Origin of the sequence: Oceanisphaera marina (assembly GCF_014643915.1) — a bacterium.
Taxonomy (GTDB): Bacteria; Pseudomonadota; Gammaproteobacteria; order Enterobacterales; family Aeromonadaceae; genus Oceanimonas; species Oceanimonas marina.
In genome coordinates, this window is the sequence record NZ_BMKE01000019.1 from 1 (window position 1) to 12,284 (window position 12,284).

The 12,284-nt window shown below is 58.6% G+C and carries 9 protein-coding genes; 1 reads left to right on the plus strand and 8 read right to left on the minus strand.

Annotation, left to right across the window (positions count from 1 at the left end; translation table 11 throughout):
• Nucleotides 1-575: 575 nt before the first annotated feature.
• The 8 genes from etfB to IEW52_RS11570 all read right to left on the minus strand — a co-directional run bounded on the left by etfB (nucleotide 576) and on the right by IEW52_RS11570 (nucleotide 11,714).
• Nucleotides 576-1,364, minus strand: a complete 789-nt coding sequence (gene etfB / locus IEW52_RS11535) for an electron transfer flavoprotein subunit beta (RefSeq protein WP_188630229.1) — start codon at nucleotides 1,362-1,364, stop codon at nucleotides 576-578.
• A complete protein-coding gene (gene etfA, locus IEW52_RS11540) occupies nucleotides 1,354-2,604 on the minus strand; it encodes an electron transfer flavoprotein subunit alpha (protein WP_188630230.1) in 1,251 nt (416 codons plus the stop codon). Before etfA ends, etfB begins: the two co-directional genes overlap by 11 nt.
• Nucleotides 2,597-4,591 carry a (Fe-S)-binding protein gene (locus IEW52_RS11545; RefSeq protein WP_188630231.1) on the minus strand — a complete coding sequence of 665 codons (1,995 nt, stop codon included), beginning with the start codon at nucleotides 4,589-4,591 and terminating at the stop codon, nucleotides 2,597-2,599. Before IEW52_RS11545 ends, etfA begins: the two co-directional genes overlap by 8 nt.
• Nucleotides 4,592-4,637: 46 nt before the next feature.
• Complete coding sequence (gene dgcA / locus IEW52_RS11550; RefSeq protein ID WP_188630232.1) at nucleotides 4,638-6,698, minus strand: dimethylglycine demethylation protein DgcA; 2,061 nt, start codon at nucleotides 6,696-6,698, stop codon at nucleotides 4,638-4,640.
• 90 nt (nucleotides 6,699-6,788) lie between these two features.
• Nucleotides 6,789-7,319 (minus strand): DUF5943 domain-containing protein, encoded by a 531-nt coding sequence (locus IEW52_RS11555; RefSeq protein WP_188630233.1) that lies wholly within the window; start codon nucleotides 7,317-7,319, stop codon nucleotides 6,789-6,791.
• Nucleotides 7,320-7,349: 30 nt separating this feature from the next.
• Nucleotides 7,350-8,330 carry a dipeptidase gene (locus IEW52_RS11560; RefSeq protein WP_188630234.1) on the minus strand — a complete coding sequence of 327 codons (981 nt, stop codon included), beginning with the start codon at nucleotides 8,328-8,330 and terminating at the stop codon, nucleotides 7,350-7,352.
• Nucleotides 8,331-8,531: 201 nt separating this feature from the next.
• The gene (gene gbdR / locus IEW52_RS11565) at nucleotides 8,532-9,578 is read right to left on the minus strand and encodes a choline metabolism transcriptional regulator GbdR (RefSeq protein ID WP_188630235.1); all 1,047 of its coding nucleotides are present in this window, start codon (nucleotides 9,576-9,578) and stop codon (nucleotides 8,532-8,534) included.
• 513 nt (nucleotides 9,579-10,091) lie between these two features.
• Nucleotides 10,092-11,714 (minus strand): BCCT family transporter, encoded by a 1,623-nt coding sequence (locus IEW52_RS11570; RefSeq protein WP_188630236.1) that lies wholly within the window; start codon nucleotides 11,712-11,714, stop codon nucleotides 10,092-10,094.
• A gap of 275 nt (nucleotides 11,715-11,989) precedes the next feature.
• On the opposite strand from IEW52_RS11570, the gene IEW52_RS11575 reads away from it, so the two are divergent.
• Complete coding sequence (locus IEW52_RS11575; protein WP_188630237.1) at nucleotides 11,990-12,250, plus strand: hypothetical protein; 261 nt, start codon at nucleotides 11,990-11,992, stop codon at nucleotides 12,248-12,250.
• Nucleotides 12,251-12,284 lie beyond the last annotated feature (34 nt).

Below are 12,284 nucleotides of genomic sequence, written 5' to 3' on the forward strand. Positions count from 1 at the left end.
CCTCAGGAATGGTTACGCGCCGTGGTCCGCGCCTGCATCGAAAAAACGAATTACCCCATTCCTGAAGAATTGTGTGCGTCAAGCCACTCTGGGTGAACTGTTACGGGTTTGGTGCTGTCTGCTCTGGATTCCCGCCTTCGCGAGAATGACGAGGGTGGTTCGCGAGAATGACGATGGGCAGTCCGCAGGTATAAGCGACGCCAACAGGCCACTCCCTGGCATCAGGGAGGGCAAAGGGATCTGCTCAGCCGACCATCCGCGCCACGGATGGCGCGGCTGAGCCCCCAGGGATGGGTTTACGGCGTGTCGGGGGAGCGGGCCCTTTGTCCGACCTTTGCAGAGATACCAAATTGGCTGTGTGAAAGTCGAGGTTTGGTGGTGGTTTTGGGTCGGCTTTTTTGGGATGACGGTGCACGGGGCCAAGTTCGGTGCCATATGCCCTGGATTCCCGTCCCCGCCTACGCGAGGATGACGTTCCTTCGCGGGAATGACGATGGGGGGTTCACAAGAATAATGACAAAAAAACGCCGGCTTTTGCCGGCGTTTTGCTGTCTTCCCCAAGACAAACTTTAACCCTACTTTCTCAATACCCCCTCCTCTACCAGCAGATCAAAGATGGCCTTGGCGGCGGCCTGGGGATCATCGCGGATGATCTGGCCCTTGCCGCCCTGAGCCTTGGCGGTGGCCTGCTTGAAGCGGTCGGCGGCGGTTTTGGCGGTCGATACCTTGAGCCGTTTGGGCCGGGACTTGGCTGCCGACAGGGTCCACTCGGCCCGGGCCAGATCCGCTTCGGTGGCCGGCGTCAGCCGGGCAATGTTGCCACGTCGGGCCCTGGCAAAGGCAATCTGCCGGGGCTCGGCGGCGGCGCTTTCCACACTGGCGACGAAGGGCAGCTTGACCCTGATGCGCCGGCGCTGACCTCTGGGTAGCGCCTGCAACAGGCTGACTTCGTCGTTCTCGATACTCTCGATGGCCGCTATGCCGGTCACCAGCGGCCAGCCCAGGCGCTCGGCCAGCAGATAGGGCAACAGGCCGGAGCCTTCGCCACACTCGGCCCGTACCCCGGTCAGCAGGATATCCGGCTGCTGCTCGCTCAGGTAGGGGTAAAGCACCGCCAGGGCATCGTCTTCCGCCGTCTGCTTCAGCACCGTCAGGCCGTCGATACCCATACCCAGATAATCGCGCAGGGCATCCTGCTCGGGATCACCGGCGTGAATGGCGCTCACCTTGCCGTTCAGAGACTCACTCAGAGACAAGGCCAGCTCCAGGGCGCAGGCATCCTGATGGGCACGCCGTGCGCGCCCGGATACCGGATGTTGGCCCTCGGAGACCAGCACGGCAATGTTCAGGGTATCAGGCTGCATCACTCACCTCCTGGTTGGATTTGGCTTCGACCAGTTTCATCAGCTCGGCCAGAATTTCGCTGCTGTCACCGATGGTGGTCAGGCTGGCCCGTTTGACCATGTCACAGTCGGCATCCCGGTTGATGGCGACCACCTTTTCACACTTGCCGATGCCCTGCAGATGCTGCACGGCGCCGGAAATGCCGATGGCGATATAGACACGGGCGCTGATCCAAGTACCGGTCGCCCCCACCTGACGGTTGCGGGGCATGAAGCCGTCGTCCACCGCCACCCGGCTGGCCCCTTCCGAGGCGCCGAGCAGGGTGGCGGCCTGATGGAACTGGGGCCAGTCGTGCACACCGTTACCGGCCGAGAGAATAAACTCGGCTTCGGCCAGGGGAATTTCGGCGGGATCCACCGCCACCTGACCCAGGTCTTCGAGCCGGGAGCTGATGGGCGCCGACAGCTCCAGCTTCTGCTCCAGTTCGAGCGGGCCGGCTTCATAGCGGTACTCGCCGCACGGCAGGGCGCATTCTTCCAGCAGCAGCATGACCCGCGACCAGGGCCGGCTGATATCCCGGTTACCGGCGCCGTTTCTGGCCAGCAGATAGTCTGCTTCCAGCTTCCATACGCCGGTGGCCGGGCGCTCGCCCAGGGCCACGCCCAGCCGGCGGCCCAGCTCGGCGGACTCGCCGCTGTCGGGCAGCAGCCAGTACAACGGTTTCAGGGTATTTTCTACCCGAGTACACAGCTGACTCCAGGCCTCGGGCTGATAACCGTCGTACTGGGGCCCCTTTACCTGCAGCAGCCGATCGATACCGGCACCTTCCACGCTTTCCTTCAGTTCGCCACAAAGCACCCCCAGCACCGCCGTCGGCACTTCCCGGGCTACCGCCAGCTGCTGGGCCTGGCCCAGCACGTCTTTGCTGTGACTGTTAAGGCGACCGCCGCTGGTCTGCAGCCAGACGGCGATATAGGCCTGGGGCTCCACCACCTGGTGCAGCGGCAATACCGGCTGCTCGCTGCGTTTCCTGGATGACAGCTGGGTCACTCCGGCAACGCCATTCATGTTCAGGCGGTCCAGCCGGCGCAGGCCGCTGGGGCCGTATTGCCACTGGGGTCTGGGGTTCTTGCGCAGCAAGCCGGTCGGGCCTCGGCTTGGCTGACCATTCAGCTCTGCATTCAGATCATCATGACGAGGATGAAGCCGGTTGCGCAGTATCCAGGTCAGGCGCGGATCACGACGAGTCAATTCAGACATGGGCAGCTTCCTCCTTTGGCTGTTGCTGCACCGCTTGCGGCACTTTTTGCTGCACTATTTGTTGCGGCACTGTTTGCTTCGAGCCGGGCACGATCAGCGCCTCCAGCAGCAGCTCGGCAATCTCCTTCACCTCGGGCCGCGGCTCCACCACCCCTTCCAGCATCTGGGTACATTGCGGGCAGGCCACCGCCATCAGCTCGGCGTTCACCGCTCTGGCGTCGTCCATGCGCATGTCGGCGATACGGCGCTCGCCCGGTATATCGGTGATCGGGGCACCGCCACCGCCGCCACAACAGCGGGAACGAAAACCGCTGCGTTCCATCTCGGTGCGCTCGTACCCAAGCTGATCGATCAGGTAACGGGGCGCGTCATAGACGCCGTTGTACCGGCCCAGATAGCAGGGATCATGATAGGTCATGCGCGCATTGCCGTTGGCAGTGAACTGCAGCAGCCCCTGCTGATGCAGTTCGGCCAGCAACTCGGTGTGGTGCACCACCCGGTAGTCTCCGCCCAGCTCGGCATATTCGGTGCCCAGGCACTGCAAAGCATGGGGATCGGCGGTAACGATGCGGTTGAACTGATACTTGCCCAGGGTACGAATGTTGGCCTTGGCCAGGCGCTGGAAGGTGGCTTCATCGCCCAGACGACGGGCCAGATCACCGGAGTCCAGCTCCTCGTCACCGAGAAAGGCAAAGTTCACGTTGGCGGCCTTGAGCAGCTTGACCAGGGCACGCAGGGTACGCTGGTTGCGCATGTCGAAGGCGCCGTCACCCACCCAGAACAGAATATCGGTCTCTCTGGTCTGCTTGAGCAGGGGAATCGACAGGTCCGCCGCCCAGTGGCTGCGGCTGGCCGGAGACAGACCACCCGGGTTGTCGGTGGCAATCAGGTTTTCCAGCACTTCCTGGCCTTTGCCCGGGGTGTCGCCCCGCTCCATGGTCAGGTAACGGCGCATGTCCACCACCGCATCCACGTGCTCGATCATCATGGGGCACTCTTCCACACAGGCCCGGCAGGTGGTACAGGACCACAGGGTCTGACTGTCCAGCATGCTTTCCACTATCGGCTTGTCGGGGCAACCGGTGCGGGCGGCGCTTTCCTGACCCGGGTGGGCGCTGCCGTGATAGATCACTTCCTCCTGAGCGGCCATGGAGATCACCATGTCCTGGATAAGCTTCTTGGGATTCAACGGCTGCCCGGCGGCAAAGGCGGGACACTTGCTTTCGCAACGACCGCACTGCACACAGGCATCGAAACTCAGCAGCTGGTTCCACTTGAAGTCGGTCACCTTCTCCACGCCCAGCTTGTCGGCGTTCAGATCCAGCGCCTTGAGGCCGGTATCCCGACCGCCGCCGAAACGGGCAGGACGACGATGGAAGGCCAGGTGCAGGGCGCCGGCAAAGGCGTGCTTCATGGGGCCGCCCCAGGTCATGCCGAACACCATTTCACCCAGGCCCCAAATACAGGCGGCCAGCAACAGCAAGGCCAGCAGACCGCTGCCGAATCCTTCGGGCAGTATGCCGGTAGCCGGCAGAGTCGCCAGGAAGAAGCCGACCGAAAAAGCCATCAGGCTCTTGGGCAGGCGCTGCCAGGGCCCTCTGGAAAGACGTGAATTGGGCAGTTCGGCAGCCGGTTTGCGACGGCGCAGCCACACAAAAATCGCGCCTGTCATCATAAGCAGACTCGCCGCCAGCAGCGGCCAGGTCAGCCAGGCAGTCTTCAGACCAAAACCATGTACCAGCACCACCAGCACCAGCGCCAGCACAAAGCCGCCGCCGGTGGCCACATGGGTGTTGGACATGTACTTGTCGCGCGCCACCACATGGTGCAGGTCAACCAGATAGCGCCTCGGCATGGCGGCCAGACCCTGCCAGAACGAAACCGGACTGGGCTGTCCCTGGCGCCACAGGAGTACTCGCCGTACCGCCCCAGCGAGGCCTAAGGCAAAGACGAGCAATAACAGATAGGGGATCACAGGCTCAAACATAGGGGCTTACCTCATGGCGCCGGAGCAGGCTCCGGCGCCTTTCAAATCAGAAGTCCTTGCACAAGCGCAGGGCGTCATAGATGGCGGCATAAGTGTTGCGCTGGGATACGCAGTCACCAAGACGGAACAACAGGTATCCCTGGCCGTCGTGAGACAGGCTCGGCTGGGGCTGGGCCGCATACAGGGCTTCCAGATCGATCTGGCCCTTGTTGACGGAGTCGGCCTTCAGCTCGTAGTAGAGCCGCTCGTCGGGGCGGATACCGTTCTCCAGCACCACCTGATCCACCACCCGCTCTTCTTTCTGGCCGGTGTACTCGTTTTCGAGCACCGCTACCACTTTGTCCCCTTCCCGGTACACCTGCTGCAACGTCAGATCGGAGGTCATGATCACCTCCCGCTCGTACAGTGAACGATAATAGGTGGGGAAGGTGGTACCACCGATGCCCACTCCCGGCTTGATGTCGTCGGTGACCATCTCCACCTGGCTGCCCTTGGACGCCAGATAGTCAGCCGCCGACATGCCGCTGAATTCACAGATGGTGTCATACACCAGCACGTTCTTGCCCGGCTCCACCTTGCCCGACAGAATATCCCAGCTGCTGACCACCAGTCCTTCTTCTGCGCCCCACTCCGAGTTCTGCTCGAGGAAAGGGGTACCGCCTACGGCCAGGATCACCACGTCCGGATTTTCCGCCATCATGGCCGGCATGTCGGCCGCGATATTCAGGCGCAAATCCACCTTCAGACGTGCCAGTTCCAGGGCAAACCAGCGGGTGATACCGGCAATCTGATCGCGCTGCGGCGCCTTGGCCGCCAGGGTGATCTGACCACCCAGCTCGGGCGCCTTCTCGAACAGCACCACCTCATGACCGCGCTCGGCACAAACCCGGGCCGCCTCCATGCCCGCGGGGCCACCGCCAACCACCACTACCTTGCGTTTACGGCCACTGGTGGGCTCTATGATATGTGGCATGGTGGATTCACGGGCGGTGGCCGCGTTCTGGATACAGAGCACGTCCAGCCCCTGGTACTGACGGTCGATACAGTAGTTGGCGCCCACGCACTGGCGAATTTGATCGACCTGGCCCAGCTTGATCTTGGCGATCAGGTGCGGGTCGGCCATGTGTGCCCGGGTCATGCCCACGAAGTCGACATAGCCGCCTTCGATAATACGCTGGGCCTGGGTCGGGTCCTTGATGTTCTGGGCATGGATCACCGGTACCGTCACCACTTCCTTGATGCCTGCCGCCAGGTGCAAGAAGGGCTCGGGCGGGTAGCTCATGTTGGGGATGACGTTGGCCAGGGTGTTGTGGGTGTCACAACCGGAGCCGATCACGCCGAAGAAGTCGAGCAGGCCGGTGTCGTCGTAATACTTGGCAATCTGCTTCATGTCGTCGTGGCTGAGGCCGTCAGGGTGGAATTCGTCACCACAGATGCGGATGCCCACGGCGAAGTCGCGACCAACCTCGGCGCGAATCGCCTTGATCACTTCCAGGCCAAAGCGCATGCGGTTTTCGAAGCTGCCGCCCCACTCGTCGGTGCGCCGGTTGACCCGCGGACTCCAGAACTGATCGATCAGGTGCTGGTGCACGGCGGAAATCTCAACGCCATCCAGTCCGCCTTCTTTCGCACGCCGGGCCGCCTGGGCGTAATCGCCGATGATGCGCTGGATATCTTCCGGCTCTATGGTCTTGCAGGTGGCGCGGTGCACCGGCTCGCGGATGCCGGAAGGCGACAGCAGAGTGCTCCAGTTATAACCGTCCCAGCGGGAGCGACGCCCCATGTGGGTGATCTGAATCATGATCTTGGCGCCATGCTTATGCATGGCTTCAGACAAATCCTGAAAATAGGGAATGATGCGGTCGGTACTCAGGTTGACCGAACTCCACCACTCTTGGGGGCTGTCGATGGACACCACGCTGGAGCCGCCACAGATGGCCAGGCCGAGACCGCCCTTGGCCTTTTCTTCGTAATATTTGACGTAACGTTCTGTGGTCATGCCGCCGTCGGTAGCATGCACCTCGGCATGGGCCGTGCTCACCACCCGGTTACGAATGGTGAGCTTGTTGATATTCATGGGTTGAAACAAGGCGTCGAACTGTCCCATCCTGGATCCCTCTGCTGACTTGTCTGGCGGCCGGTAACCGGCCCGACGATAACTACTATCCTGTCGCGATGACCACGCAGGCGGCGCGCCTTAAATCGGGCTGACCTCGAACAGGCCATAATCACAGCCACTCTGGGCGCCACTCTGGGTCTGGTGGGCCACGGTACGCACCGACAGCCCCTGGCTTTCGGCAATCTGGTCTATTGCGCCGGCAAACCAGCCGGTAAACATGTAATCCACCATGCGATCCACCTTGCCGTACTGATAGACGAAGGCGGAATGATCCAGCCGTATCCGGGCGGTGCCGGCGGCGATGTCCAGATTTTCGATGGAAAACAAACCCCAACCACGCTGAGACAGCCGCTTCATGTAATGCTCAAACACTGCATCACCGCTGAGTCCGTGGCACTCGGCTTCTTTCTCGCACCAGTGCCAGGCAGACTTGTAGCCGGCGGGGTACAGAATTTCGGCATAACGCTCGGGGCCCAGTTCTTCTTCAATCGCCATGTGGTTGTTGACGAAAAAGTGCCGCGGCACATAGAGCATGGGCAGTGCGTCTGTGGTCCAGATGCCGGTCTCGGCGTTCACTTCAATTGGCATTTCCGGTGCATGTACTGACATTGTGATTCTCCTTACTTCCTTGTGTATTGCTTATGCGCCCCAGACGTCTTTCAGCACGCGCATCCAGTTGCCGCCCATGACTTTCTCTACCTGACGCGGCGAAAAACCATGTCGCAGCAGGGCCTCGGTCAGGTTGGGGAATTCACCGATGGTACGGATACCCTCGGGGTTGATGATGTCACCGAAGCGGGTAAGACGACGGGCATAGCCCTTGTCGTGGGTCAGCCATTCGAAGAAGTTCTGGTCATGGCCCTGGGTAAAGTCGGTACCAATGCCGATGGCATCTTCACCGACCCGTTCCATCACGTAGGCGATGGCCTCAACGTAATCGTCGATGGTGGAATTGATGCCGTTCTTCAGGAAGGGTGCAAACATGGTGACGCCGACAAAACCGCCGTGATCGGCGATGAAGCGCAGCTCTTCGTCGGACTTGTTGCGCGGGTGATCTTTCAAACCAGCCGGCAGACAGTGGGAGTAGCACACCGGCTTTTTCGACTCCAGAATCACTTCCTGGGAAGTCTGGGCACCCACGTGGGACAGATCACACATGATGCCGACCCGGTTCATTTCAGCCACCACCTCGCGGCCAAAGCCGGACAGGCCGCCGTCGCGCTCGTAACAGCCGGTGCCCACCAGGTTCTGGGTGTTGTAGGCCATCTGTACTATGCCCACGCCCAGCTGCTTGAAGATTTCCACATAACCCAGCTGGTCTTCGAAGGCATGGGCATTCTGGAAACCGAGGATCACGCCGGTGCGGCCCTCTTCTTTGGCTTTGAGAATATCGGCGGTGGTGCGCACCGGACGGATCAGATCGGCATGCTCCTGGAAGTGGCGGTTGAAGGCGGCGATGTTGTTAACGGTGCCCTGAAAGCCTTCCCATACCGACACGGTACAGTTGGCCGCGGTAAGCCCGCCACGACGCATGTCTTCAAACAGTTCCCGCCCCCAGTTGGCGATGATCAGGCCGTCAATCACGACCGCCTGGTTATGTAGTTCAGCTGCATTTTGCATGGCCAGACCTTCCTTGAATGAATGTGGCTGGTGGCATTGAAGCCACCGGATTCAAGGGCAGTCTAGCCCGAGGCACCCTGGGCACACTGGCTGAAAACGACGAGCACATAGCCAAAAACGTCACGCCTGGCGACAAACTCCAAAAAGTAAAAAGCCCCGCGTCGCGGGGCTTGTCGGATAAGGGGCAATGCAGTCCTGAGGTTACAAGGTCACCGAAGCAAAGGTGGGCTCACCCTTCGCCGAATCCAGCTGAATGTGCATAACCAGACCCGGTAAGACCGGGGTATCTGCTCTGTGAGTGGCACGACTACAACGATCATCTCGCGGTGGTAACCCGAAGTTTTCCCGGTAGCACTTGCTGAAATGGGGCGTCGACACAAAGCCGCAGGCGGTGGCGATATCGATAATCGACAGCGACGTCTGGCGCAACAGTTGACGGGCCCGCTTTAGTCGCAGATTGAGGTAATAACGGGAGGGGGAGCATTTAACATGACGCTGAAACAGCCGTTCAACCTGCCGACGGGACAAATCGACATAACAAGCCAGCTCGTCCAGGGTAATCGGCTCTTCCAGATTGGCTTCCATCAGCGCCACCACTTCGGCCAGTTTGGGCTGGGCCGTGCCCACCATATGACGCAGCGGCACCCGCTGCTCTTCCTGTCCCTCGCGAATACGTTCACACAGAAACATGTCGCAGATGGCGATGCTCAAAGCACTGGAATGTTCTTTCTCGATCAGGTGCAGCATCATGTCCATAGGGACAGTTCCACCGCTGCTGGTCAGACGGTTACGGTCGATACAATAGAGGGCATTGCTGGTTTCCAGCAGAGGAAATGCTTCCTTGAATGAAGCCATATACTCCCAGTGTAAAGTACAGCGATAACCGGTCAGCACACCGGCATCGGCCAGCAAGTAGCTACCTGTACAGACGGCACCGAGTTTGATCCGGCGTTTGGCCAACTGCTGTAACCAAACTCGCAAATTACGACTGCGGGCATTAATTACTCCGACACCGCCGCAGAGGATCATCATGTCCAGATGACCACAGTCCTGAATACTGTGATCCGGGGTCACCAGCATGTGATCGCTGGCCCGCACCGGTGCACCGGTTTCGCTCAGCATCACCCATTCATAGAGAGGTTTCCCCGACAATTGATTGGCCATACGCAGAGGCTCGATGGCCGAGGCCAGAGAAATCATGGTGAAATTATCTATCAGTAGGAAACCGACCCGTTGTGTTTGGCTCATCACTCTTGCTCCTGAATCCGACAGTTGCTGCCGGCTCCCTGTTGATACGATGTCGACTCAACAACCTAGGAAGAACATTTACATTACAAATGTTCACATATGTGAAACATATACCAATGGTGAAATTTAAGAAACCCGAGAACTGCTTATTTTTTGGTATACAGAGCTTATTTGAGATTAACCTGTTTTACTGTCGTGCTTAGCCGTCTCTTCCTTGTATCATTACCAGATAAAATTAAGTATAAATTTCATATGATACAAATACTTGGTGTTATCAACTTGCCCTGCGCGCACTATTTTATTGACCTTGAAAATATAAAGTCATTGCCAAACGAGTGCTTGTTGACGAGCTTGATGAAAATAACTATCTACTGGCATACCCTACTGGCATACCGGCGAGCTAACCAGGCACAGAGAGACCAAAGAAAAAATCGTTGAAAGCACAGAAAAGGAGGCTTTCGCCTCCCTATATTGCCGTCACACTGTATTCAATAATAACGCCATATATGCTTCTCAGGATGTCGGCGGTATCTTCACCGGCGTTTCGATGGTAACAGGTACATCGACCGTTACCGGCTGAGTGACCGGCACTTCTTCATGCAAAGCACGATACAACCCCCACATCATGATCAAGATAACGAACGAAAAGGGAAAGGCCGCAATAATCGCCGCCGTCTGCAGCGCCTTGAGGCCACCGGCCAACATCAGTATGCCAGCCACAGCGGCCACCGCCATACTCCACAATACTCGTTGACTGCGCGGCGGATGCTCGTTGCCCAGCGATAATATAGTGGTCACCACCAGAGTGCCTGAGTCGGCAGAGGTGATAAAATACAACGCGACCAGCAGGGTCGACAATATCGCTGCCAGGGTGCCCATGACGCCCCCATCCAGCTGGGACAAGGTTTCATACAGAGCAGAAGTGACGTTTTCTCCCACCGCCGTCACGATACCGGCCTCCCCTACGGCCGAGACGACTTCACCGGCCGCATTGGTCACCGTATGTGTCAGCTCAAGATACAGAGCAGTACCACCAAACATGGTCAGCCAGAGCATGCCCAGCAGGGTCGGCACCAGCAGCACGCCACAAATGAATTCGCGCACGGTGCGCCCCTTGGAGATGCGGGCAATAAACATACCGACAAAAGGTGACCAGGACATCCACCAGGCCCAGTAGAACACCGTCCACCAGGACTGCCACTGGCTGTCCTTGCTGGCATCGGTCCAGGTGCTGAGTGCAACCACATGGGTCAGATAATCACCTAGCCCCTGCACATAGCTCAGCAACAGATAACGGGTGGGACCGTAGCACAGCAAAAACAGCAGAATAGCGGCGGTAAACCACATATTGATGACCGACAGCCATTTTACCCCCCGCCCCAGGCCGGACAACACCGACAAGGTAGCTATCAGCGAGATTACCACGATCAGGATCAACTGATTGCTGGTGTTGATTTCCAGACCAAAGAGATCGTTCAACCCGGTGTTAATCTGGGCAACTCCCAGCCCAAGCGACGTTGCCACCCCGAAGATGGTGCCGAACACCGCCAGGACATCCACTGTGTGCCCCATCCAGCCGTAGATACGCTGACCAATCAGTGGATAGAGCGCAGAACGAATAGTCAGTGGCAATCCCTTGCGGTAGGAGAAATAGGCCAATGTCAGCCCCACAACCACGTAGATGGCCCAGGGATGCAGCCCCCAGTGAAAGAAGGTCAGCCGCATGGCCACTTCGGCCGCTTCAGGCGTCATGCCCTCACTGATAAAGGGGTTGCTCTGAAAATGATAGATGGGCTCGGCAATAGACCAGAACACCAATCCGATGCCCATACCAGCGCTGAACAACATGGCAAACCAGGAAAACAGGCTGTATTCCGGCCGGGAGTCGTCGGATCCCAGGCGCAGACTGCCAAACCGGCTGAAGGCCAATACCACACAAAACACCAGCATCAACGACAGAATGGCAATGTAATACCATTTGAAATTGTTGATGAGATATCCCGATACACTATCGAACAATCTGGCAGCCGCATCAGGATAGAAGGCGCCTCCCACTACAAACAAGGTAACGATAATCATGGAACTGATCGTCGCCGCCGGGCTCATTCCTTTCAAAAGTCCATTTTTGGCTAACATAGGACAAGGTCTCCGTCGGGTTGATAAATATCTAGCGGCGGCGAGGGCCAGGGGTCCTGAAGGCCGAACGCTTTCCGATTCAGTCTGTGCTCATAACAAGAGCTGGCTGTCGTTATGAGCAAAAACTGACCTCTATAACAACAGGTAAGCTCTGAATGAAGTGTGCCCAATACGACACCGGTTTATGTCTGGGCGTCTTGTTTCAGCGCTGACCATTCTGAAAGCGACGCTAGTGTCGAAGCGCTATTGCAGTAGAAAAAACGACGGAATAGCCTGTGACGATATGCATAGTTAAGGAAGAAAACACCATGATGATTACCGAACTTGTCGATCAGGATGACTTTCGTATCCAGCTGTACGCCTGGGGGCTTGAGGAAGCAAAGCAGCTTTCGCTGGTAGAGTGCACTAACAGACTGGGCGAGGCGTTGGCAGGCCCGGATCAGGCGTTATGGCAAGCGCGACTGGCATCGCTACTGGTCAGGAAAGAATTGCTGCATCCCGAGGTGCAGACGGTGCTGAACGACTGCACCAAGTGAACATCACCTCGGCGAAGGTGGTGTACCACGACCC